This window comes from Pseudomonas sp. LRP2-20 (assembly GCF_024349685.1).
In the GTDB taxonomy this organism is placed as follows: domain Bacteria; phylum Pseudomonadota; class Gammaproteobacteria; order Pseudomonadales; family Pseudomonadaceae; genus Aquipseudomonas.
The window spans coordinates 1828604-1851358 of the sequence record NZ_AP025944.1; the positions used below are offsets into that span (position 1 = coordinate 1828604).

20 protein-coding genes and 1 pseudogene are annotated in these 22755 nt (G+C 63.4%); 12 read left to right on the top strand and 9 right to left on the bottom strand.

What is annotated here, in order from left to right:
* Position 1 precedes the first annotated feature (1 nt).
* From OCX61_RS07950 to OCX61_RS07960, 3 genes are read left to right on the top strand one after another with little or no spacing between them, the layout of a single operon-like run.
* The gene (locus tag OCX61_RS07950; RefSeq protein ID WP_261943306.1) at positions 2-1213 is read left to right on the top strand and encodes a cytochrome c; all 1212 of its coding nucleotides are present in this window, start codon (positions 2-4) and stop codon (positions 1211-1213) included.
* 3 nt (positions 1214-1216) lie between these two features.
* Positions 1217-2188, top strand: a complete 972-nt coding sequence (locus OCX61_RS07955) for an XdhC family protein (RefSeq protein ID WP_261943307.1) — start codon at positions 1217-1219, stop codon at positions 2186-2188.
* The gene (locus OCX61_RS07960) at positions 2185-2751 is read left to right on the top strand and encodes a nucleotidyltransferase family protein (protein ID WP_261943308.1); all 567 of its coding nucleotides are present in this window, start codon (positions 2185-2187) and stop codon (positions 2749-2751) included. Before OCX61_RS07955 ends, OCX61_RS07960 begins: the two co-directional genes overlap by 4 nt.
* A 9-nt stretch (positions 2752-2760) precedes the next feature.
* Here OCX61_RS07960 and OCX61_RS07965 read toward each other — a convergent pair whose 3' ends face one another.
* The 4 genes and pseudogenes from OCX61_RS07965 to OCX61_RS07980 all read right to left on the bottom strand — a co-directional run bounded on the left by OCX61_RS07965 (position 2761) and on the right by OCX61_RS07980 (position 6002).
* Positions 2761-3384, bottom strand: coding sequence for a GAD-like domain-containing protein (locus tag OCX61_RS07965; RefSeq protein ID WP_261943309.1), 624 nt, complete (start codon positions 3382-3384; stop codon positions 2761-2763).
* Between the two features lie 36 nt (positions 3385-3420).
* Positions 3421-3977: pseudogene (locus tag OCX61_RS07970) on the bottom strand (GAD-like domain-containing protein).
* Between the two features lie 30 nt (positions 3978-4007).
* Positions 4008-4640 carry a GAD-like domain-containing protein gene (locus OCX61_RS07975; protein WP_261943310.1) on the bottom strand — a complete coding sequence of 211 codons (633 nt, stop codon included), beginning with the start codon at positions 4638-4640 and terminating at the stop codon, positions 4008-4010.
* A gap of 15 nt (positions 4641-4655) precedes the next feature.
* Positions 4656-6002, bottom strand: a complete 1347-nt coding sequence (locus OCX61_RS07980) for a DUF6861 domain-containing protein (RefSeq protein WP_261943311.1) — start codon at positions 6000-6002, stop codon at positions 4656-4658.
* Between the two features lie 500 nt (positions 6003-6502).
* Between OCX61_RS07980 and OCX61_RS07985 the strand changes: the two genes are divergently transcribed.
* The 3 genes from OCX61_RS07985 to OCX61_RS07995 all read left to right on the top strand — a co-directional run bounded on the left by OCX61_RS07985 (position 6503) and on the right by OCX61_RS07995 (position 10111).
* On the top strand, positions 6503-7186 hold the full coding sequence (locus tag OCX61_RS07985) for a response regulator (protein WP_085675894.1): 684 nt from the start codon (positions 6503-6505) through the stop codon (positions 7184-7186).
* The gene (locus OCX61_RS07990) at positions 7183-8505 is read left to right on the top strand and encodes an ATP-binding protein (RefSeq protein ID WP_261943312.1); all 1323 of its coding nucleotides are present in this window, start codon (positions 7183-7185) and stop codon (positions 8503-8505) included. Before OCX61_RS07985 ends, OCX61_RS07990 begins: the two co-directional genes overlap by 4 nt.
* A 214-nt stretch (positions 8506-8719) precedes the next feature.
* On the top strand, positions 8720-10111 hold the full coding sequence (locus OCX61_RS07995; RefSeq protein WP_261943313.1) for an aspartate aminotransferase family protein: 1392 nt from the start codon (positions 8720-8722) through the stop codon (positions 10109-10111).
* 40 nt (positions 10112-10151) lie between these two features.
* Here OCX61_RS07995 and OCX61_RS08000 read toward each other — a convergent pair whose 3' ends face one another.
* The 4 genes from OCX61_RS08000 to OCX61_RS08015 are packed head-to-tail and all read right to left on the bottom strand — an operon-like array spanning position 10152 to position 15157.
* Positions 10152-10607 (bottom strand): siderophore-interacting protein, encoded by a 456-nt coding sequence (locus tag OCX61_RS08000; RefSeq protein ID WP_409261583.1) that lies wholly within the window; start codon positions 10605-10607, stop codon positions 10152-10154.
* Positions 10607-12022 (bottom strand): efflux transporter outer membrane subunit, encoded by a 1416-nt coding sequence (locus tag OCX61_RS08005; RefSeq protein WP_261943314.1) that lies wholly within the window; start codon positions 12020-12022, stop codon positions 10607-10609. Before OCX61_RS08005 ends, OCX61_RS08000 begins: the two co-directional genes overlap by 1 nt.
* A gap of 3 nt (positions 12023-12025) precedes the next feature.
* Positions 12026-13990 carry a MacB family efflux pump subunit gene (locus OCX61_RS08010; RefSeq protein ID WP_261943315.1) on the bottom strand — a complete coding sequence of 655 codons (1965 nt, stop codon included), beginning with the start codon at positions 13988-13990 and terminating at the stop codon, positions 12026-12028.
* Positions 13991-15157, bottom strand: a complete 1167-nt coding sequence (locus tag OCX61_RS08015) for an efflux RND transporter periplasmic adaptor subunit (RefSeq protein ID WP_261943316.1) — start codon at positions 15155-15157, stop codon at positions 13991-13993.
* 204 nt (positions 15158-15361) lie between these two features.
* Here OCX61_RS08015 and OCX61_RS08020 point away from each other — a divergent pair, with 204 nt between their 5' ends.
* From OCX61_RS08020 to OCX61_RS08030, 3 genes are all read left to right on the top strand, one after another.
* A complete protein-coding gene (locus OCX61_RS08020) occupies positions 15362-15838 on the top strand; it encodes a sigma-70 family RNA polymerase sigma factor (protein WP_261943317.1) in 477 nt (158 codons plus the stop codon).
* A 171-nt stretch (positions 15839-16009) separates the two neighbouring features.
* Entirely contained in the window at positions 16010-16489 is a 480-nt protein-coding gene (locus OCX61_RS08025) for a histidine kinase (RefSeq protein WP_261943318.1), read from the top strand.
* 70 nt (positions 16490-16559) lie between these two features.
* The gene (locus OCX61_RS08030) at positions 16560-17885 is read left to right on the top strand and encodes an MFS transporter (RefSeq protein WP_261943319.1); all 1326 of its coding nucleotides are present in this window, start codon (positions 16560-16562) and stop codon (positions 17883-17885) included.
* Between the two features lie 70 nt (positions 17886-17955).
* Here OCX61_RS08030 and OCX61_RS08035 read toward each other — a convergent pair whose 3' ends face one another.
* Positions 17956-19620: an electron transfer flavoprotein-ubiquinone oxidoreductase gene (locus OCX61_RS08035; protein ID WP_410011095.1), complete on the bottom strand. Its 1665-nt coding sequence runs from the start codon at positions 19618-19620 to the stop codon at positions 17956-17958.
* A 549-nt stretch (positions 19621-20169) separates the two neighbouring features.
* Here OCX61_RS08035 and OCX61_RS08040 point away from each other — a divergent pair.
* From OCX61_RS08040 to OCX61_RS08050, 3 genes are all read left to right on the top strand, one after another.
* Positions 20170-20919 (top strand): electron transfer flavoprotein subunit beta/FixA family protein, encoded by a 750-nt coding sequence (locus OCX61_RS08040; protein ID WP_051099306.1) that lies wholly within the window; start codon positions 20170-20172, stop codon positions 20917-20919.
* Positions 20920-21849 carry an electron transfer flavoprotein subunit alpha/FixB family protein gene (locus OCX61_RS08045; RefSeq protein WP_261943321.1) on the top strand — a complete coding sequence of 310 codons (930 nt, stop codon included), beginning with the start codon at positions 20920-20922 and terminating at the stop codon, positions 21847-21849. It begins immediately after the preceding gene.
* A 79-nt stretch (positions 21850-21928) separates the two neighbouring features.
* Positions 21929-22750, top strand: coding sequence for a substrate-binding periplasmic protein (locus OCX61_RS08050; RefSeq protein ID WP_261943322.1), 822 nt, complete (start codon positions 21929-21931; stop codon positions 22748-22750).
* The last annotated feature ends 5 nt before the right edge of the window (positions 22751-22755 follow it).

The following is a 22755-nucleotide window of genomic DNA, read 5'->3' on the forward strand; positions in this document are numbered from 1 at the left end:
CATGGGCTTCGTTCGCAGCACTCTCGCGCTGGCCCTGGGCCTTGCCGTCGTTTCGCAGGCACTGGCGGCCGACGAGGCGCAGGTCAAGCGGGGTGAATACCTGGCCCGTGCGGCCGACTGCATGGCCTGCCACACGGCCGAAGGCGGCGCGCCGTTTGCCGGTGGCCTGCCGATCCATTCACCGTTCGGCACCATCTATGGCAGCAACATCACCCCTGACAAGCAGCACGGCATTGGCAGCTACACGGCCGACGAGTTCTTCGCTGCCGTCACCGAGGGCAAGCGCAAGGATGGCGCCAACCTCTATCCGGCCATGCCTTACACCTCGTACCACCTGATCAAGCGGGAAGACTCGGACGCGATCCTGGCCTACCTGATGACCATCCCGCCGATCAACCGCCCGGCGCCGGAAACCAAATTGAGTTTCCCGTTCAACGTGCGCCTGGGCTTGACTGGCTGGAACATGCTGTACGGCAAGAGCGTGCAGTTGCAGCCAACCGAAGGCAAGAGCCCGGCCTGGCAGCGTGGGCAGTACATGGTCGAGGTCATGGGCCACTGTGGCGAGTGCCATACGCCGCGCAACCCGATCGGTGCACTGCAACAGGACAAGCGCCTGACCGGTGGCCTGCTGGCCGGCTACCTGGCGCCGAGCCTGCTGGCCCAGGACCTGGCCGACCGTGGCTGGACCCAGCCGGACCTGACCACCTTCCTCAAGCATGGCATCAGCGCCCAGGGCAGCATGTTCAACGAGATGTTCCCGGTGGTGCACCACAGCACCCAGCATCTTGAAGACGCCGACCTGGCGGCCATGGCCACGTACCTGCTGGGTGACCAGCCGCCGAAGGCCAAGGTGATCGAGGCGGTGCCCCTGGAGCAGCTTACCGAGAGCGCCAAGCGTGGCCGCCAGCAGTACCTCAATGTCTGCGCCGGTTGCCACGGTGTGGACGGTGAGGGCAAGCCGCACATTGCCGTGGCCATGCAGGGCAATACCGTGTTGCGCCAGGATGATTCACGCAACCTGGCCAAGGCGATCCTCGATGGCATCCGTGAACAGCAGTTCACCGGCTTCGAGCGCATGCAGCCGATGCCGGGCTTTGCCGACAAGCTCGACGACCAGCAAGTGACAGACATGCTCAACTACCTGCGCCAGGCCTGGGGTGGACTGCCCGGCGACCTGACCGTACAGCAGCTCGCCGAGCTGAAGGCGGAGTAAACCGTGCAGCATCTCGATCTCCAGGTGATCAACCAGGCCTTGCAGTGGTCGTGCAACGGCCAGCGGGTGTGGTTGTGCACGGTCCTCGCCACCTACGGCTCGGCGCCTCGTGCGCCGGGCTCGCTGCTGGCGGTCAACGCCAGCGGCCAGTGGCTGGGGTCGCTGTCGGGCGGCTGCGTCGAAGATGACTTCCTCGAACGCGTGGCACGGGGTGAATTCCCCGAGCCGATTGCCATCGTGCGCTATGGCGATGGCAGCGACACGCGTTCGAGCATTCGCCTGCCTTGTGGTGGAGTGCTCGAAGTGCTGGTGGAAAACCTGCCGGCCGACTGCGCAGTGCAGGCTCATTTGCGTGAGCTGGAAGGCGCACTGCGCGGGCAGCGCCGGCTGCTGCGCGAAGTGCGCCTGCCGCAAGGTGATCGCCAGCTCAGCGATGACCACGCCCAGGGGCCGCGCGTGGAGCGTGCAAGCGGCTGCGTGCGCTTGCGTGTCGGCGCTGCCCAGCGCCTGCTGCTGGCCGGGTACTCCAGCGTTGCGCACTTCTGTGCCGAGTTCGGTAAAGGGATGGGCTTTGAAGTCATTCTCTGCGACCCACGTGACGAGGTGCTCGAGGGTGTGGTGCTGGACGGCATCGAAGTGCGCCGTGAGCTGCCGTCGGAATTCATCGCCAATGGTGGTTGCCATGCCGACACAGCGGTGGTTGCATTGACCCATGATCCGAAAATCGATGACCTGGCCATGCTTGAAGCGGTGCGTACCAAAGCGTTCTACATCGGCGTGATGGGCTCGAAGGCCACCTCCGACAAACGTCGCGAACGCTTGCGCCGCATAGGCGGCCTGGGCTACGACGAGCTGGCGCGTATCCACGCGCCGATCGGCCTCAACCTGGGAAGCAAGACCCCGGCCGAGATTGCCCTGGCAGTGCTTGCCGATATCCTGCGCCTGCGCAACGGTATTGAGCGGGCTGCGCTGTGAGTGTGGTGGCGCTGGTATTGGCGGCCGGCAGCAGCGTGCGTTTCGGTGCTGACAAGCGGCGGGCGCTGATGGCCGATGGTCGTAGCTTGCTGGCGCACAGTGTCGAACGTGCCTGCGCGGTGTTCGATGACGTGCGGGTGGTGTTGCGTGACGGCGAGCGGGGCGAGGAGCTGGGGTTGCCATCGGTATGCCGGGTCATCGCCAGCGTGGATTACACGCAGGGTTTGGGCCATAGCCTGGCGGCGGGCGCTGCTTCGCTGGTCGATAGCAAGGCGCAGGCGGTGGCGATTCTGCTGGGTGACATGCCCTGGGTGGAACTCGGGACCCTTGGTTTGCTTGCACGCGAGGCCAGTGGGTCGACGATAGTCCTGCCTTGTCATGCCGGGCAGCAGGGCCATCCGGTAGTGTTCGGACGTGATTTCTGGCCAGCGCTAGCGCGGCTGACGGGCGATGAAGGGGCGCGTTCGGTGGTCAAGGCCCATCCGGACAGTTGCGTCAGGCTGGCAGTCGAGGATGCCGGGGTGCTGCGGGATATCGATACGCCCGATGCACTGCGCCAATGAGCGTCGGCCTTATTCATCTTCTTCATCATCGAAAGTATAAGGTTCCAGTTCGCTCAGCTGGGAAAGCAGAATCAGATGCACGTCGGCCTTGAGTCGCTGGAGATTGGCCAGGCTTGCAGGCCCGCCCAGCATCAGTGCCGGGACGAAGCCGTACATCTCGTCTGGCGCCAACGTCCCTAGTGTTTCCCTGGCCGATTCGAACAGGCCCAGGTCGATCCCTTCAGTCATGGCCCACATAAGCAGCCCTTGGATCTTCGCGTCACGCTCTTCGTCGGTCGAGCTGCATGCGCCTTCGATGTATTGGGATGCGTAGGCAGTGATGGTCAGGACTGATCCGGTTTCTTCGCCCCACAGATACAGCTCGCCGAAAGCGCTGCGCGCGATGAGGTGGTAGGTATCCTGGGTTTCGAAGTGAGTGCCGGCGAGCCAGTAAGCTACGACATCAGCGTATTCCTGCGGGTTGACCATCCAGAACAGGCCACCGCCGTAGCCGCACCAGCCGTGGTCTTGCCAGTAGGTCAGGAGTTGGTTGGGGAGTTTGCCTTTGTAATGGGCAAGAGCGGATGGGGGGACGGGTTGATGGGCGATGGGGTCGTTGAAGGTTTCTAGGAAGATGGAGAAGAGTACGTTCATTTTTTAGATCCTTTTATCGCTGATGGGTAAGTGGTTTCAAAAGTCGGAAAAGCTGTAGGGTTCGAAAGCGCAAAGCTGAGACAGCAGCACCAGGTGTTCGATAGCTTTCAATTTTTCAAGATTCTCGAGTCGAGTGGGGCCTCCGAATACTAGAGCCGGAACAAAACCGTACATTTCGTCCGGGCCCAGTATGCCGAGATTTTTTTTAGCAGGCTCAAACATGTCACCGAAGTCATTGGAGTCCAAACATCTACTGGCAAAAAAATTCTGCACCCGTCTGTTCATGTCAGCCGTTGTCAATTCATATTTTCTTCCAATGTAACGGCCTATGCTCCGCGGGCTATGAGGTGAAATCGGTCGTACGCTTCCAATCCTGCGCTGTTGAGCATGGACGCGACCACGCTTTCATAATCTTGGGGGTTTACGGTCCAGAACATTCCATCACCGTATCCACACCATCCATGTTCGCTCCAGTACTGCAGAAGTCTGTCCGGTAGTTTTCCCTTATAGCGTTCAATGGCGGATGTGGGCACCTCCTGCCTGTGCATGGGTTGACCGACTTCTTCAATGAAAACAGAAAATGCTTCGTCCATGTAATGGCCTCCGGTATATGTTAGTGATGGCTAATGCCCGAGTGGGAAGTCCCCTGTCGACACATAGGGGCGAAGATCTGAAAGTTGTGCCAGAAAACTTAGATGTTCCACTGATTTTACCTTTTCAAGGTGGTTGAATGACCCTGATCCGCCCAACATGATGGCGGGGGTGAAGCCGTACATTTCATCCGCGGTAAGCGCGCCTAGCTTCTCATAAGCGGGGTCGAACATATCTCCGTAGTTGTTGGAATCAAAGCTGATTGATAGAAGAAAAGCGGGGAACCCTTTGTCTAGGTCTACACCGGTGTAAATTGATGTTCGGGTTACGTAACTTGACAGGATGCTGGTTATTTTAAGTGAGGCGCCTGTATTCTCGCCCCAGAAATACATGTCTCCGAACGCACTGCGTGCTATGAGGTGATATTTGTCGCGCTTCGAGTGCTCAGTGCCGTTTAGCCAGGTGTCGACTACGCACTCGTACTCTGCGGGGTTCACCAACCAAAAAATACCTTTGCCAAACCCGCTCCATCCATATTGGCTCCAGTGTTCTAGAAGCTGATGAGGTAGTTTTCCTTTGTATTGCTCAATAACGGTATTCGGCACGATTTGTCGGCAGGTTGGTAGGCCGATTTTCTCTACTAATCTAGCGAATAATCTATCCATTTATACTCCCGGTGCTTAGCATCTGTGCAGCTTTACATTTAGAAAAGTGTTATTTCGCATTGATATGGGCACTGCTTTAGCTGCAGCTGCAAGGCTTTGGATCTTTGTTCTCCACTGTGGGCCAATCGTTGAGTTGACCTGCCGGTCACCGAAACCTCCAATGATATCCTTGCCACCAGCGAACAAATCAGGGTTATGAAGCGCTGCTATGGTTGACATCTCCCTTTTTGCCTTTTTTGTGGCAAGTTCTTCTGCTTCAAGGAAGTCATGATCTTGAAGGAGCTCTTCTAAGAAACGGTTGATGAAGGCATCCTCCTGATCTCTCCTTGCTCGCTTGGCATTGTTCGGGTTTCGAAGGATAGGGTCGGCAATGTTTTGCAGGAACTCCTGAACAGTTAAGTTATTCATGCCTTTCTCTTGGCCGCCCAGTTGCCGGTCAAATTCTCCAATTTTAGAGTTTGGCAGCTTATCCGCCTTAAAGCAGTCGACGTTATACAGCGTCATGGTACTCGGCTTGTTCTTTGCCGGCTCCTTGTCTTTCCCCGCTGGCCGGTTCGGCTGCGCAGGCTGCGGCTCACTCATCGCGCCTTTGCGCCGCTCCGGCACCTGCAGGTCCGGCCGTTTCTTCAGGGCCTCCTCATGCTTGAGCATCCATTGCCCAATCCTCGCGCCTTTCTTGCTGGCGGCCATTTCCTGAGCCAACACACCGGCATTGCCACCCCCACGGGTGAGGTAGGACACCATGGCGCCCAACAGCAGCATCACGACTTCCACGTGCCCGGTGGCAATGAAGTGTGCGGCCTGATTGATGGCAAAAGGGTTGTCCTGGCTGAACGCGCTCAGCCCTTGTTCACCGCGTGGGCCCTCCCAGGCGATACCAATGCCATCCAGGTAGCACTCGCCAATGCGCGGCAAGCCGTCGACGAAGAACTCGGCGAGGGAGGCGATGCCCAGCACACCGAGGATCCAGCCGCTGACCTTGAAGCCGATGGCGGTACCTGCAACCCCGCCGGGAAATGCACCGACGCCGCCGGCGAAGGCACCGATGCCGGCACCGAGCAGGCCGCCAGTAAGGGCGCTGCCGGCGACGATCATCGCCATCTGCTCGGCGACGCCGAGCAGGTCGTTGAGGATGCTTTTGATGTCGAGGTCGGCGAAGCGCTGGCGCAGCAGTTCGCCCGCTACCCATTCGGCCTTGTAAAAAGCGCGCCGCACGCTGTCGACACGGCGCAGGTTGAGGGCCAGTGACGGTACTTCTTCGTTGAGGTAGGTACGGAAATGGGCGCCTCCCTGATAGCCCATTTCATCGGTGATGCGTGACTCGATATCGTGCCAGGTGGGCACGATGTGCCAGAGCAGCATGAGGCGTCTCCCTGCCAGTTTTGTGCAGGGGAATCACATCATGGGGTGGGGGTAGGACGTTCCTGAGTCAGTTGTAGGAAAAGTCGATTCGATGCTGCTGGGGGACGTTCGGGATTGGGTTGATGCTGCGAGGGGTACCACTGGAGGGATTTGGCGCCCTTGAGATCGAGCGCCGCCCGCGCGGCGCATCGCGAGCTGCGCTCGCTCCTACGTTTGTTTCGGGCCAGTAACGCCTGTGCCTGGCGCGCGCGACCGCCTTGTTGGCACGACGCGATATAGCGCCATGCGCCCAGGCATTCGCGCGCAAATCCCCCAGGAATCATTGGCCCGAAACAAACGTAGGAGCGAGCGCAGCTCGCGATGCGCCGCGCGGGCGGCGCTCGATCTCAAGGGCGCTGCAAGGCTCTCGGCGAACCCCATCACCCCCACAAAAAGGTCCATAATCCCCCCTTAATCCCCCCATAGTGCAATGCCAGTCACACCACTCCGGGAGCCCCACCATGCACGTTCTGCTCTGCGAGGACGACGACCTGATCGCCAGCGGCATCTGCGCCGGCCTCACCGCCCAGGGCCTGACTGTCGACCGCGTGGCCAATGCCGCCAGTGCCCGGGCCCTGCTGCAGGCGGCACAGTTCGACGTGATGATCCTCGACCTCGGCCTGCCCGACGAAGATGGCCTCAAACTGCTGCGCCGCCTGCGCCAGCAGGGTGTGGACCTGCCGGTGCTGGTACTCACCGCACGCGATGCGGTCACCGACCGGGTCGATGGCCTGCAGGCGGGCGCCGACGACTACCTGCTCAAACCCTTCGACCTGCGCGAACTGGCTGCGCGCCTGCATACCCTGCTGCGCCGGGTAGCGGGGCGGGCGGTCAACGTGATCGAGCATGGCCCGCTGCGCTACGACCCGAGCAGCTGCGAAGCGACCCTGGCCGGCCAGCCTGTGGACCTGTCGCGGCGTGAACAGGCGCTGCTCCAGGCCTTGCTGCAGAACCCCGGCCGGGTGCTGTCCAGCGAACAGCTCAAAGACTGCGTGTACGGCTTCAGCGATGAGGTCGAAAGCAACGCGCTGAACGTGCATATCCACCACCTGCGGCGCAAGCTCGGCAACAGCATCGTCGAGACCGTGCGTGGCCTGGGTTATCGCCTGGGGCCTGCGCAGGCGCCGCAAGAGGCTGCCTCATGAGCCTGCGGGTACGCCTGAGCCTGATCCTCGGCACTGCCTTCATCATCATCTGGGCGCTGGCGGCGGCGTGGATGCTGCGCGACCTGCGCCAGCAGATGATGTTCTCCCTCGACCAGCGCCTGGTGGCCTCGGCACGCATGGTCGCCGGGCTGATCGACCAGTTGCCGCAACCGCTGGCGGCCAAGGGCGAGGATGCGCATTTTTCCGCCGACCAGTTGAGCGTGCCCGATGGCATGGCCTGTCAGGTGAGTTCCCTGCGCGGCGAGATCCTTGCCAGCAACCACAAGCATGACGGCGCCATGGACGACCAGCGCAGCGGCTTCCGCGACCAGACCATCGATGGCGCGCTGTGGCGCACCTTCACCTACAGCCACGGTGATGTGCGCATCACCACCGCCGACCGGCACATGGAGCGCGAGGCACTGAACCAGTCGATTCTGCTGGCGGCCTCGGCACCGGTGCTGATGGCCCTGCTCGGCAGCCTCGGCCTGCTGTGGATCGGCTTGGGCAAAGGCCTGGAGCCACTCAATCGCATGCGTGATGCCCTGCGCCGACGGCGTGCCGACAGTGTCGAGCCGTTGCAGGTGGCCGGTTTGCCCAGCGAACTGCAACCGTTGCTCGAGACTCAGAATCAGCTGTTCCTGCGTATTGCCCAGACCATCGAGCGCGAACGGCGCCTGACCGACGATGCCGCCCACGAACTGCGCAGCCCATTGACGGCCATCAAGACCCACCTGCAGGTGGCGCGCATGACCGACGGCGCAGTGCGCGAGCAGGCTCTGGAGCATGCCGAGCAAGGCGCCGATCGCATGCACCGGACCCTGGAGCAGCTGCTGATGCTGGCGCGGGTCGAGGGCAGCCTGTCGTTCGAGGACGGTGTGCAGTGCAGCGCCGAGCAGGTTGCCCGCCAGGCGGTGCAGGATGCTGGCGGCGGTGACAACCGGCGCATCGTCTTGCGCCTGCCCGAAGAGGCGACGCAGATCTACCTGGGCATGCCTGCGCCGCTGGCGGTGGCGGCGTTGCGCAACCTGCTCGACAACGCCTTGCGCCACGGTGGCGATACCGAGGTGGAGCTGGAGGTGCAGATGGCCGACGGGCAGGTGGGGTTCATGGTGCGTGACCATGGGCCGGGCATTGCCGAAGCCGACCTGCAGCACCTGACCGAGCGCTTCTGGCGCAATGGCCAGAGCGGTGGGTGTGGGTTGGGGCTGGCGATCGTACAGGCGATCGTGCAGCGCTGTGCCGGCAGCCTCAGGTTTGACAGTCGCAGTGATGGGCTGCGGGTGGTGCTACAAGTGCCGGCGCGTTCGGCCAGCTGATTTTCATTACCTGTGCTGGCCCTTTCGCGGGTAAACCCGCTCCCACAGGTACGCCAAAGCACTTGAAATCTGTGCTGATCCTGTGGGAGCGGGTTTACCCGCGAAAGGGCCAGCACAGGCTAACGAAATTCCTGTAACAACCGCTAAATCCTCCCCGCACTCAAGCGTTTTCCAAGCGATAACTGCCCATTCGCTTGCTTGCGAGGATTTACCCATGTCCACCGCTACCAGCCTTGCCCAGGTGCCGCCGGCCAGCGCGCCGCAACCGTTGTACGAATTCACTGACTCGCCCTTGCTGCAGCGTCAGCAGCAACAGGAATCCAACGCCCGCAGCTACCCCCGGCGCATCCCGCTGGCGCTCAAGCGTGCCCGCGGTATCCACGTCGAGGACGTCGAAGGCCGCCAGTTCATCGACTGCCTCGCTGGCGCAGGGACCCTGGCCCTGGGCCACAACCACCCGGTGGTGATCGAAGCCATCCAGCGCGTGCTGGCCGACGAACTGCCGCTGCATACCTTGGACCTGACCACGCCGGTCAAGGACCGCTTCGTCCAGGACCTGTTCGGCATCCTGCCCGAAGCCCTGCGCCGCGAGGCCAAGGTGCAGTTCTGCGGGCCGACCGGCACCGACGCGGTGGAGGCGGCGCTCAAGCTGGTGCGCGGTGCCACCGGGCGCAGCACCGTGCTGGCCTTCCACGGCGCCTACCACGGCATGAGCCAGGGCGCGCTGAGCCTGATGGGCAGCCACGGCCCCAAGCAGCCGCTTGGCGCGCTGCTGAGCAATGGCGTGCAGTTCATGCCATACCCTTACGACTACCGTTGCCCGTTCGGCCTGGGCGGTGAAGCCGGGGTCAAGGCCAACCTGCACTACCTGGAAAACCTGCTGCTGGACCCGGAAAGCGGCGTGCCGCTGCCGGCAGCGGTGATCCTTGAAGTGGTACAGGGCGAGGGCGGGGTGATCCCGGCCGATATCGCATGGCTCAAGGGCGTGCGGCGTATCACCGAGCAGGCTGGCGTGGCGCTGATCGTCGACGAGATCCAGAGCGGCTTCGCCCGTACCGGGCGGATGTTCGCCTTCGAGCATGCCGGCATCGTCCCGGACGTGGTCACGTTGTCCAAGGCCATTGGTGGCAGCCTGCCGCTGGCGGTGGTGGTGTACCGCGACTGGCTGGATACCTGGAAGCCAGGCGCCCATGCCGGCACCTTCCGCGGCAATCAGATGGCCATGGCTGCCGGTTCGGCGGTGATCAACTACCTGGTCGAGCATCGCCTGGCCGAACATGCCGAGGCCATGGGCCTGCGCTTGCGTGATCACCTGCAGCGGCTGCAACGGGATTATCCGCAATTGGGCGATATTCGTGGCCGTGGCTTGATGCTTGGCGTGGAACTGGTCGATCCGCAGGGGCAGCCCGATGCGCTGGGCCACCCGCCCGCCAATCGGCTGCTGGCCCCCAAGGTCCAACGCGAATGCCTCAAGCGTGGCCTGATCCTCGAACTGGGCGGGCGCCATGGCGCCGTGGTGCGCTTCCTGCCGCCGCTGATCATCAGCGCACAGCAGATCGACGAGGTCGCGCAGCGCTTTGCCGAGGCAGTGGCCGCAGCCGTTTGAGTTCAGGAGGGCCGCGTTGCGGCCCTTTCGCTTGTCCTGCTCAGTCGCAGGTTTCACCCTGGCGCCAATAGCCCATTGTCATCAGGCGCTCGCGCTGCAGCCCGCGCTGCTTGGGCAGGTGCCGGCGAATATCCAGCACCGTCGCCGATTCCCCGGCCACCCAGGCATAGAACGCGCTTTCCAACGGCAGGCTCGCCAGTTCGCGCACGGCATGCTGCATGGCGTGGCCATGGTCGCAGCGCAGCAGCTCGCGGGGCAGCCAGTGCAGGCGAGTATTGGCGCTGTGGCGCAGGGGCAAGCAATCAGCCTCCTGCGGGACTTCGATGAAGGCTTCCACGGCCAGTTCGGGCTGCTGCTCTGCCAGCGCTTCGAGAATGCCGGCGATGGCGGGCAGTGCCGTTTCGTCGCCGATCAGCAGGGCATGGCGCGTACCTTGTGGCGGCTTCCACTCATAGCCGCCGGGATCACCGGCGTAGGACAGGTTCGGCGCCACCATCAGCCGTTGTCCGCGTTCGCTAGCTGCCAGCCACCGCCCAACGCCTTGTACAACGCCACGCTGCCCTGCAGGCGCGCCAGGCGCAACTGAGCCTGCTGGTCCTGGGCGAGATAGAGCGTGCGCTGGGTTTGCAGCACGCTCAGCAGGGTTTCGGCCCCGGCCGCGTAGCGCCGCTGGGCCAGGTCGAAGGCCAGGCGCGCCTGTTCGACTTCCTGGTCCTGCCACTGGCGCTGCTGTTCGACGCCACGGATCGCATTGAGGGCCTTCTCGACATCGGCGAAGCCCGCCAGGATGCTGCTGCGATAGCTTTCCAGCAGCTCGTCCTGCTCGGCTTCGGCCAACTGCTGTGCCGCTCGCAGCCGGCCATTGTTGAAGATCGGTGCGACCAGGCCGGCGGTCAGGGTGTAATAAGTGCTGTCGAAGACCTCGGCGAGGGTGCGTGCGCCGGTGCCGAGGTTGGCGCCCAAGGTCACTTTTGGCAGCAGGGCGGCCCTGGCCACCTGAACATTGGCGTTGGCGGCAGCCAGGCGTGCTTCGGCGGCGGCGATGTCCGGGCGGCGGGTCAGCAGTTCGCTGGGTACGCCGCTGCCAATGTGCGGCCAGTTCACGGCTTGTAGCGCTTCGCGCATGGAGGGCAAGGCCTGGACCGGGTCGCCCAGCAGGGTGGCTAGGGTCACGCGGTTGTCCTGCCACTGCTGCTCGAGCAGCGGCACTTGCCGCGCCTGGGCGGCCACCAGGCTGCGCTGCTGGGCCAGTTCCAGGCGTGTCGCAGAGCCGGCGCGCTGGCGTGTCTCGACCAGCGCCAGGACATCACGGGCGTTACGCAGGTTGAGGCGGGCAATGCGCAGTTGTTCTTCCAGGGCCAGGCCCTGCAGGTAACCGTTGGCCACGCTGCTGACCAGTGTCAGTTCCACCGTCTGGCGGTCGAAGCGGCTGGCGTCGAGGCTGTGCAGGGCGCTTGAGCGTGCAGCGCGCAGGCCACCCCAGAAGTCGATCTCGTAGCTGGCGACCAGTTGCATGCCGAACGAGGTGCTGGTCGGCTCGTACTTGCTGACATCGAGTTGGTCATAGCCCTCGCCATGTAACAGGCGCTGGCGGCTGCCGTCGAGCTCGAACCTGAGCTCCGGCAGCAGCGGCGCCCCGGCGATCACTGCCCGGGCCTGGGCCTGGCGCACGCGCGCCGTGGCGGCGGCAAGGTCGTGGGCGTTGTGCCGGGCGCGTGCGACCAGGCGGTCCAGCTCGGCACTGTCGAAGGCGCGCCACCACTGGGCCGATGGCAGGCTGGCAGAGGCCTGGGCGGTTGCGCCTTGCCAGGCTGAGGGGGCGGCGATGCCGCTGGGTGGCGCCGGTGGCAGGCTGCAGGCGGCGAGGCCCAGGCACAGGGACAACAGGCTGATGCGGCTTGGCAGGGTCATGGGCTATTCGCTGGTGAGGGCTTTGACCGGGTCGAGTCGGGCGGCTTTGCGGGCCGGCATGAAGCCGAACACGATGCCGGTGAGAACGGCGCAGGAGAACGCACCGAGCATGGCGGGCAGGGTGAAGGCCACGGCCACCTTGCCCAGCATCAATGCGCCGCCGATCAGCAGGGCCAGGCCGATGCCGGCCATGCCGCCGACCATCGACAGCATCACTGCTTCGCTGAGGAACTGGCGCAGGATGTCGTGCTGACGTGCACCGGTGGCCATGCGGATGCCGATTTCGCGGGTGCGCTCGCGCACGGTCATGAGCATGATGTTCATCACCCCGATGCCGCCGACCAGCAGCGAGATCGCGGCAATTGCCCCGAGCATCAGCGACAGGCTGTTCTGGGTGCGTGCCTCGGCCTGGATCAGTGCGGCCGAGTTGGTCAGTTCGAAATCGTCACGGCCCTGGTGGCGCTGGCGCAGCAGGTGCTCGACGGCGGCTTCGGTTTCATCGACCCGCGCGGCGTCGACGGCCGCGACGGTGATGTAGTCGGGGTCGCGCTGGCCGAACAGGCGGATCGCCGCTGCCGAGTAGGGCACGACGATGCGCCCGTCGGCATCCTGGTCGCCGGAGCTCGCGCCTTTGCCGGCAAGTACGCCAATGACCTGGAAGGGCACATTGCCAATCAGGATGTACTGGCCGAGCGGGTCGCGCTCAGGGTCGAGCATCTTCTCCCGGACTTTCTGGCCGATCACTGCCACCGCCGCGCCACTGGCTTCGTCGGCGTCGGTGAAGAACGCCCCTTCGACGGCCGGCCAGTTGAAGATCAGCGGGAACTGGTTGTTGTTGCCGCCCACATAGAAGCGCTGGCTGTTGTTGCCGTGGCGCACCATCAGCTTTTCGCCCAGCACCGGCATGATCTGCCTGACCTGCGGCAGTTGGCCGATGGCGGCCACGTCATCGAGGGTAATGCTGCCGGCAGGTTGGCCCAGCGTGGCGGGCTTGCCGTTGAGGTAGAGGATGTTCGAACCGAATGCGGCCATCTGCGCCATCACCTGGCGTTTGCTGCCTTCGCCGACGGCCAGCATGACCACCACCGAGGCGACCCCGATGATGATGCCGAGCAGGGTCAGGGCGGTGCGAAAGCGGTTCACCCACATCACCCGCCAGGCGGCTTGCAGGGCTTCGAGCAGTTCGCCTTTCCAGGCCCCGCGCAGGGTCGCGCCGCAGTCCAGGCGCTGGCGCAGGTCGTCGGCCTGCAGGCCTTGAGCTGCAGCAGCAGGCGCTTGCCCGGTTGCGGTATCGCTGATCACCTGGCCATCGCGGACTTCGATTACCCGCTGTGCCCGCGCCGCCACCTTGTGGTCGTGGGTGATCAGGATGATCACATGGCCCTGGCTGGCCAGTTCGTCGAGCAGCGCCATGACTTCGGTGCCGCTGTGGCTGTCGAGGGCACCCGTGGGTTCGTCGGCGAGGATGATATGGCCGCCGTTCATCAGCGCCCGGGCGATCGACACCCGTTGCTGCTGGCCACCCGAGAGCTGGTGCGGGCGGTTCGCGCTGCGGCTGGCCAGGCCCAGGCGGGCGAGCAGGGCGGCGGCGCGGGCATGCCGTTCGCCGGCGGGCGTGCCGGCATAGATGGCCGGCATTTCGACGTTTTCCTGGGCCGAGCCGGAAGGGATCAGATGGTAGCCCTGGAACACGAAGCCAAAGGCCTCGCGGCGCAACCAGGCCAATTCATCGTTACCCAGGGTGGCGACGTTCTTGCCGGCGAAGCGGTAGCTGCCTGAAGTCGGGCGGTCCAGGCAGCCGAGTATGTTCATCAAGGTCGATTTGCCCGAGCCGGAGGCCCCGACGATGGCGACGAATTCCCCAGGGTGGATGCTCAGGCTGATGCCGCGCAATACATCGACCCGGGGGCTGTCCTGGCCGCCGTAGGATTTGCGGATATCGACCAGCTCGATCAGCGGCGCGCTCATTCAGCCCCCACTGGCGCTGGGGGCGCCCATCAGCAGCTGTTCGCCTTCGCTGAGCCCGTCCAGCACCTGGACGCGCAGGCGGTCGCTCAGGCCCGTGCGCACTTGGCGCTGCACCACCTTACCGTGCGGGTCGAGCACCCGTGCCATGTATTGGCCGCCGTTGTCGTCCAGTGCGGCAAGGGGCACGGTCAGCACCTGGCTGGCCTGGCCGGCGACGAAGAACACCTGGGTGGTCATGTCGGCCATCAGGGCACCATCCGGGTTGTCGACATCCAGCAGCACGGTGTACTGCACCACCTGATTACCGGTGCTGCCGGCGCTGGCAGGGCTGCCGCCACCCTGGCTGGCCTGCTCGAGCGGCTTGGGCGGGATCGGCAGAATCTGCCGCACGGTGCTGCTCCAGCGGCGCTTGCCGCCGGCCAGCGTGGTGAAGTAGGCCGTCATGCCCGGCTTGACCTTGCCGATGTCGGCTTCGGACACCTGGGCCCACACGGTCATCGGCGACAGCTTGGCGATGCGCAGGATCAGCGGGGTGCGTTGCTGGGCGTTGAGGGTCTGGCCTTCGCGGGCGTCGACGGCCACCACCGTGCCGTCCATCGGCGCATAGATGCGCGTGTAGCCCAATTCCGCCTCGTCGCTGCGCAGGCTGGCCTGGGCCTGACGGATCTGGGCCTGGAACATGTCGATACGCGCCTGGGTGACCTTGAGCTGGGCGGCAGCGGCCTGTACGTCTTCATCCCGGGTGGCGCCGGCAGCGGCAAGATCACGTTGGCGCTTGAGTTGCTGGCTGGCCAGCTCGAACTGCGCACGCTGCTCGGCGAGCTGGGCCTTGAGGTTGTCGATCGAGAAGCGCCCGGCATCCAGCCGCGCCTGCTGGGTGGAGGGGTCGATCTCGACCAGCAGTTGGCCCTTGCGCACCCGGTCGCCCGCTTCCACGTGCAAGGTACGGATCTGCCCCGAGGCCTGGGCGCCCACATCCACGTAACGCCGGGGTTGCAAGGTGCCCAGGGCTGTCACGCTGCTTTCGATGTCTGCCCGCGTGACCGTGACGGTACCGAGCGGTTGCGCGCCGAAGGGCAGGGTTTGCCAGGCCAGCAGGCAGCCCAGGCTCAGCAGGCCCACGCCGGCGAAGGTGAGCCGGCGGCGGGGGGAGGATAAACGGCTCATGCGGACTTCCAGCCTGGGTAGTGGTCACGCGCTGCCAATCGTGGTGCGCACCGAAGTCCCAGATAAACGAAGGCTGGCCAGGCGGATTTAGCCTGATCGCGTGGGTGGCAGGTCTGTTGCTGAGAATAGTTATAATTTGTACTATCACAGCCCGGTGTCACTCAGGCCCGCACGTGGGTTGCAAGGACGATTTCAGGTGCTGTTGTGGAACATTACTATCGCGAACTGGTGAGCTTCCTTAGTGCGCGCCTGGGCAATCGCCAGGCGGCGGAGGACGTTGCCCACGATGCCTATCTGCGGGTGCTGGAGCGTACCGAAGGCGGGCTGATCGAGCATCCGCGAGCGTTTCTCTACCGTACCGCGCTCAACCTGGTGATCGACCGGCACCGGCGCCACCAGGTGCGCCAGGCCGAGTCGCTGGATGCGCTGGATGCCGATGGGCGCTTTCTCAGCGCAGAACTGCAGCACGACATGCAACTCGACCAGCGCCTGGCCATGATGCAAAAGGCCCTGGATGAACTGAGCAAGGTGTGCCGGGACTGCTTTTTGTTGCGCAAACTCGATGGTCTGTCACACCAGCAGATTGCAGAACGCCTGGGTATTTCCCGCAGCCTGGTGGAAAAGCACATCGTCAACGCCATGAAGCATTGCCGTGTGCGCATGCGGCAGTGGGAGTCCTGAATCCAGGGTGAAGGGCGGGTGAAAATTCTGTGTGATGGCCACTTGATTTCTCCCGGTTTCCCGACAACTATCTAAATTGACCCCTCCAGGCGCAGCCCTGGTGGTTGCCTGTTGCTGGCGCAGTTTGGTCAGGGAACTGTCCCTCATTCACCTGACGGCCCAGGTCCGACAATGACAAACAAGACCCTGCGCATCCTGATTGCCGATGAGCACCCGCACCAGCGCCTGCAGCTGGAAAAACTGCTCAATGGCCTTGGCTATTACCGGATTGCCCCGGTCGAGTCCTTTGACGAGTTGCAGCGCCTGGTGCAGTGCGCCATGCAACCGTTCAACCTGCTGTTGGGCAACATCGAGCTGGCCAGCCATGCCGGTGTCGACCTGGCACGGTTCTGCCGGGTCAGTACGCAGATCCAGCACGCCCTGCTTTACCATTCGCAACACCTGAAAGTGCCTGTCGTGCCGCAGACCGAGCGCCAGGCCGTCAGTGTGAGCCTGCCACAGGTGCCGGACAACGACGCGCTGCAATCTTTCATGGCGATCATCGACAGCCCTGTGCTGGTCGGCAAGATTGCCCTGCCTTCCGGGCTGGCGGGTGGCGCGGTGCATGCGCGCAAGCCAAGGAACTTCGGCCACACCGTCTTCAGCCGTTAGTGGCGTTGCTGGGGCAAGGCGGCGGGCATTTGCTATCCTCTTGCCCTTTGCCGATCTGCGGACCCCTGCCATGACTGCCATCGATACCGCTCGCCCGCCCCGGTTCAGCCGCGCCGACCACCGGACCCTGGGCCTGGCGGCATTGGGCGGCGCGTTGGAAATCTACGATTTCATCATCTTCGTGTTCTTTGCCCTGACCCTCAGCCAGCTGTTCTTCCCACCGCAAATGCCCGAGTGGCTGCGCCTGCTGCAGAGCTTCGGCATATTCGTCACCGGCTACCTGGCGCGACCGCTGGGTGGCATCCTGATGGCCCATTTTGCCGACCACCTCGGGCGCAAGCGGGTGTTCAGCCTGAGCATCCTGATGATGGCCTTGCCGTGCCTGCTGATCGGGGTGATGCCGACCTATGCCGACATTGGCTATGCGGCACCGTTGATCCTGCTGGCGCTGCGCATCCTGCAGGGCGCCGCCGTGGGCGGCGAGGTGCCGAGCGCCTGGACCTTCGTCGCCGAGCACGCGCCAAGCGGGCGTCGTGGCTATGCCTTGGGCTTCCTGCAGGCGGGGCTGACCTTCGGCTACTTGCTGGGGGCACTGACGGCGACGCTGCTGGCGCATGTGTACACGGCGCAGGAGATTCTCGATTACGCCTGGCGCTACCCGTTCCTGCTGGGTGGGGTGTTTGGCGTGATTGGTGTGTGGCTGCGCCGCTGGCTCAGCGAGACGCCGGTGTTTCTGGCCTTGCGCGAGCGTCAGGAGCAGCCGGTGCGGTTTCCGCTGCGACGGGTGCTGGGCGAGCACCGTTCGGCGTTGATCCCGGCGGCGCTACTGACCTGCGTGCTGACTTCCGCGGTGGTGGTGCTGGTGGTGATTACCCCGACGGTGATGCAGCAGCGCTTTGGCATGACGGCGGGGCATACCTTTGCCCTGAGCAGCGTGGGCATCGTCTTTCTCAATATCGGCTGCGTGCTGGCCGGGTTGCTGGTCGACCGCCTGGGTGCCTGGCGCGCACTGATGATCTACAGCCTGCTGCTGCCCCTGGGTATCGGTGCGTTGTACGCCAGCCTGGTGGGGCAGTGGGGCATGACCTGGCTGGCCTATGCGCTGGCAGGGTTGGCTTGTGGCGTGGTTGGAGTGGTGCCGTCGGTGATGGTTGGACTGTTCCCGGCCGAGATCCGCGTTTCGGGGATTTCCTTCACGTACAACGTGGCCTACGCACTGTGGGCCAGCACCACGCCGCTGGCGCTGATTGCGCTGATGCCCTGGAGCCCGTGGGTGTGTGTCGGCTTTTGCCTGATCATGGGTACCGTGGGGCTGCTGACCGCGTTGTACTTCGGGCGTCGTGAGCCGTTGGCGTTTGCCGGCGAGCCGATGCCGGTCATGTGTGCTGACAAGTAGCTGCCGCCGATACAGAAAAGCCCCCGGCTCTCACGAACCGGGGGCTTTTTGTTGCTGCAAGGGCAGCGGCTTACATGTTCGGGTAGTTCGGCCCGCCAGCGCCTTCAGGGGTGACCCAGGTGATGTTCTGGGCCGGGTCCTTGATGTCGCAGGTCTTGCAGTGCACGCAGTTCTGCGCGTTGATCTGGAAGCGCTTGCTGCCGTCTTCCTGGCTGACCACTTCATACACGCCTGCCGGGCAGTAGCGCTGGGCCGGCTCGTCGTACAGCGGCAGGTTGCTGGCAATCGGCACGTTCGGGTCGGTCAGCTTCAGGTGGCAGGGTTGTTCCTCTTCGTGGTTGGTGCTGGAGAGGAATACCGAGCTGAGCTTGTCGAAGCTGAGCTTGCCGTCCGGTTTCGGGTAGTCGATCTTCTTCGACTCGGCGGCGAGCTTGAGACAGGCGTAGTCAGGCTTGGTGTCGTGCAGGGTGAATGGCAGCTTGCCGCCGAACCAGTTCTGGTCGACATAGTTGAAGGCCGCGCCAAGCAGCGGGCCGAACTTGTGCATGGCCGGGCCGAAGTTGCGGCTGGCGAACAGTTCTTCATAGAGCCAGCTGGCCTTGAAGGCACTGACATAGCCGTTGAGCTGGTCACCGCCCTCGCTGCCGGCGATCAGTGCATCGGCGACGGCTTCGGCAGCGAGCATGCCGGACTTCATCGCCGTGTGGCTGCCTTTGATCTTGGCGAAGTTCAGGGTGCCGAGGTCGCAGCCGATCAGCGCGCCGCCGTTGAAGACCATCTTCGGCAGCGAGTTGAAGCCGCCTTTGCAGATGGCGCGGGCACCGTAGCTGATGCGCTTGCCACCTTCGAGGTACTGGCTCATCACCGGGTGGTGCTTGAGGCGCTGGAACTCGTCGAACGGCGACAGGTACGGGTTGGCGTAGGAGAGGTCGACGATCAGGCCGACCACCACCTGGTTGTTTTCCAGGTGATAGAGGAACGAGCCGCCGGTGTTGTCCTTGGCCATCACGTCCAGCGGCCAGCCAGCGGTGTGCACCACCAGGCCTTGCTCGTGCTTGGCCGGGTCGATTTCCCAGATTTCCTTGAGGCCGATGCCGTAGTGCTGGACGTCGGACTCGTTGTCGAGGTCGAAGCGCTTGATCAGCTGCTTGCCGATGTGGCCGCGGCAGCCTTCGGCGAACAGGGTGTACTTGGCGCGCAGTTCCATGCCCGGGGTGTACAGGCCGTCCTTCGGGTTGCCTTCGCGGTCGACACCCAGGTCGCCGGTGATGATGCCGCGGACCACGCCGTTTTCATCGAACAGCGCTTCCTGGGCGGCGAAGCCAGGGTAGATTTCCACGCCCAGGTTTTCGGCCTGCTGGGCCAGCCAGCGGCACAGGTTGCCCAGCGAGATGATGTAGTTACCCTGGTTGTGCATGGTCTTGGGCACGAACAGGTCCGGGACCTTGGTCGAGCTGCCGGCGTCCTTGAGCACGTAGATATCGTCGCGCTTCACTTCGGTGTTCAGCGGTGCGCCGAGCGCTTTCCAGTCGGGGAACAGCTCGTTCAGGGCGCGGGGTTCGAACACCGCACCGGAAAGAATATGAGCACCCACTTCGGAGCCTTTTTCCACCACGCAGACGCTGATCTCGCTACCGGCTTCGGCGGCCTTCTGCTTCAGTCGGCAGGCGGCGGACAGGCCCGCGGGGCCTGCACCGACGATGACCACGTCGAATTCCATGTATTCGCGTTCCACAGGTTCTCTCCTACTCATCAAGGCTCGTGCTGTTGCTTTGTCTTATGGGTGCTTGCGTGCAGCGGCGCTTCACTGGCGCGAAACTGTAGCTACGCAATGGACGGACTACACCGTTTTGTCTTGGCGCGCATTATATCTACACCACTTGGCGGGTCCAATACAAACGTTTGTTTGAATTTGCCGGAGCCCAGTAAAATCACAGGAACGCGGCTGGAAGGTGACCGATTTGCCGTATTGACCGGATTGGGTGTTACGGTCAAGATACGAGCGGTTTTACGTTCGCCGTAGGCTTGCAGCCGGGCGCAGGTACACCTCTAAAGACCAGGTGTGGAGCAGGGTTGTCGGTATGAAAACCGGTTTGTAGTGGAGTTTACACGCCACGACAGAAAATGACCCGTGGGTATTTGCCGCAACAGTCGCGACAAGACTGTTCGGTCACCATGAACTTTGCCCCTTCCGGTACGTTTTTAGAGGTGCCCTTGTACCCACGCGCATCGCCGGGCTCTGCCCCAGGCGACTATCTATTCACCGGAGAGTAACGAGGAATCCATGAAGGTTCTTGTAGCTGTCAAACGAGTGGTCGACTACAACGTCAAGGTTCGCGTCAAGGCGGACAACTCCGGCGTCGACCTTGCTAACGTCAAGATGTCCATGAACCCCTTCTGCGAAATCGCCGTGGAAGAAGCCGTACGCCTGAAGGAAAAGGGCGTCGCGACCGAGATCGTTGTCGTCTCCGTCGGCCCGACCACTGCCCAGGAGCAGCTGCGTACTGCCCTGGCCCTGGGTGCCGATCGCGCCATCCTGGTCGAAGCCGCTGACGAGCTGAACTCCCTGGCCGTGGCCAAGGCGCTGAAGGCCGTTGTCGACAAGGAGCAGCCACAGCTGGTGATCCTCGGCAAGCAGGCCATCGACAGTGACAACAACCAGACCGGCCAGATGCTGGCTGCGCTGACCGGCTACGCCCAGGGCACCTTCGCCTCCAAGGTTGAAGTGGCTGGCGACAAGCTGAACGTCACCCGTGAAATCGACGGCGGCCTGCAGACCGTTGCACTGAACCTGCCAGCCATCGTCACCACTGACCTGCGCCTGAACGAGCCACGCTACGCGTCGCTGCCGAACATCATGAAGGCCAAGAAGAAGCCGCTGGAGACCGTTACTCCAGACGCGCTGGGCGTTTCCCTCGCCTCCACCAACAAGACCCTGAAGGTTGAAGCCCCGGCTGCCCGCAGCGCTGGCATCAAGGTCAAATCGGTGGCCGAACTGGTCGAGAAGCTGAAGAACGAAGCGAAGGTAATCTAAATGACTATCCTGGTTGTCGCTGAATACGAAAACGGTGCCGTAGCCCCGGCCACCCTGAACACTGTCGCCGCTGCCGCCAAGATCGGTGGTGATGTGCACGTGCTGGTCGCTGGCCAGAACGTCGGTGGCGTCGCCGAATCCGCCGCCAAGATCGCTGGCGTGGCCAAGGTGCTGGTTGCCGATAACGCCGCCTACGCCCACGTGCTGCCGGAAAACGTCGCGCCGCTGATCGTCGAACTGGCCAAGGGCTACAGCCACGTGCTGGCCCCAGCCACCACCAACGGCAAGAACATTCTGCCGCGCGTTGCCGCGCTGCTGGACGTCGACCAGATCTCCGAGATCATCTCGGTCGAATCGGCCGACACCTTCAAGCGCCCGATCTACGCAGGTAACGCCATTGCCACCGTGCAATCGAGCGCAGCCATCAAGGTCATCACCGTGCGTACCACCGGTTTCGACGCCGTGGCTGCCGAAGGTGGCTCGGCTGCCGTGGAAGCAGTAGCGGCTGCGCATAACGCCGGCATCTCGGCCTTTGTTGGCGAAGAACTGGCCAAGTCCGACCGCCCAGAGCTGACCGCTGCCAAGATCGTCGTTTCCGGCGGCCGTGGCATGGGTAACGGTGACAACTTCAAGCACCTGTACAGCCTGGCCGACAAGCTCGGCGCTGCCGTCGGTGCCTCGCGCGCCGCGGTCGACGCCGGCTTCGTACCGAACGACATGCAGGTCGGCCAGACCGGCAAGATCGTTGCGCCACAGCTGTACATCGCCGTCGGTATCTCCGGCGCGATCCAGCACCTGGCCGGCATGAAGGATTCCAAGGTGATCGTCGCGATCAACAAGGATGAAGAAGCGCCGATCTTCCAGGTGGCTGATTACGGCCTGGTTGCCGACCTGTTCGAAGCTGTTCCAGAGCTGGAAAAGCTGGTCTGATCCGCCGGCTTCACTTATAAAGAAGCCCGGCCCTCGTACTGAGGGCCGGGCTTTTTTGTTGCCGGGCAAGGAGTAAGGGATGGTGTTGCGCGAAGCGGGCAGGGTGCTGGCATGCATGGTGGCGCTGCTGTCGCCGGTGGTGATGGCGGCAGGCAAGTGCGAACGACTGGTGGCAACTGGCAGTCCGGATGCACCCCCGTACTCCTGGCAGGACCCGAACGACCCGAAACACCTGATTGGCGCCAATGTCGACCTGCTGCGCCAGGTGCTTGGCGAGTTGGGGGTCAAAGTCGAGGTGCTCAGTGCCGGTCGGCGCGATCAGGCGCTGGAAGAGGTGCGTAGCGGGCGCATGGACCTGCTGCTCGATACCCCCATGCAAGTGGAGCAGCTGACCGCGCTGGATTACATTCATCCGCCCTTGCAGCTCAATGAGTACCTGGTCTGGACCCGCCATGACGCCACGCTGGAGTATGACGGCCCGGCCGACCTGGCCAAGTATCAGGGTGGCTTGTCCGAACGCGCGCGCCTGACCCCGGCGTTCACTGCCTTTGCCAAGACGCAGCTCAAGCTGGTGCCAGCGCAGAACCTCACCCAGGCCTTCCAGAAACTGGTGCTGGGCCAGGTCGATTATGTATTGGCCGGGCGCTACTCGGGCATGGCCATGACCCAGAGCCTGGGCATGAGCAATAACCTCATCGCTCGCGGCTTGCCGGTGGACCGCCCTGGCTTGTACCTGGCCGTGTCGCACAATTCGGCCTGCAATGACGCGTGGTTGCGTGGGCAATTGGCGAAAAAGCTGACAGAATTGCCGGTCTCCGGTGCGTCCGAAGCCGTGCTGCAACGTAATGTCGAGCGCTGGAAAGCGCAGATGCAAGTGCAGGCGGGCGCCCCAAAACATTAGGAAGA